This window comes from Bartonella sp. AP58NXGY, assembly GCF_042195785.1.
Classification (GTDB): domain Bacteria; phylum Pseudomonadota; class Alphaproteobacteria; order Rhizobiales; family Rhizobiaceae; genus Bartonella.
The window spans coordinates 1-380 of record NZ_JBHIOY010000270.1 but is presented as its reverse complement, the minus strand read 5'-3'; the positions used below and the strand labels follow the sequence as shown (position 1 = coordinate 380).

Annotated in this window: 1 pseudogene; it reads right to left on the bottom strand. The window is 42.6% G+C overall.

Annotated features, from left to right (window positions below):
- A pseudogene (locus ACFINC_RS10870) lies at window positions 1-380 on the bottom strand (cobaltochelatase subunit CobT); the annotation flags it as partial.

Sequence of the window (380 nt, the reverse complement as noted above, 5' to 3'; positions counted from 1 at the left end):
AACTTGCGGCAACGCTAATGGGGCGTCCGCGCATTGAACCAGAATTATCGATGAGGAGTGAAACAACCGTATCTCGAAATTGTGTGTTACTTTCCATTTTAAAAGAAAGGGGCAGCATGGGATCAATAATCAGGCGTGGAAGCCGTGCCGTATCGAGATATCCTTCTTCAAGGTCAAAGTTCCAGTTGCGATTTTGTTGTGCCATAAGGCGGCGCTGGAGACGGTTGGCTAAACGTCCAACAATGTTTTGAAGATGACTAATTTGCTTATCAAGATAACGGCGTAAGTGATCTAATTCGTTTTCAGAACAAAGATCAGTTGCTTCCAAGACTTCATCAAATTGACGGGTGAAGATTTTATAATTGCCAAGTTTTTCCATT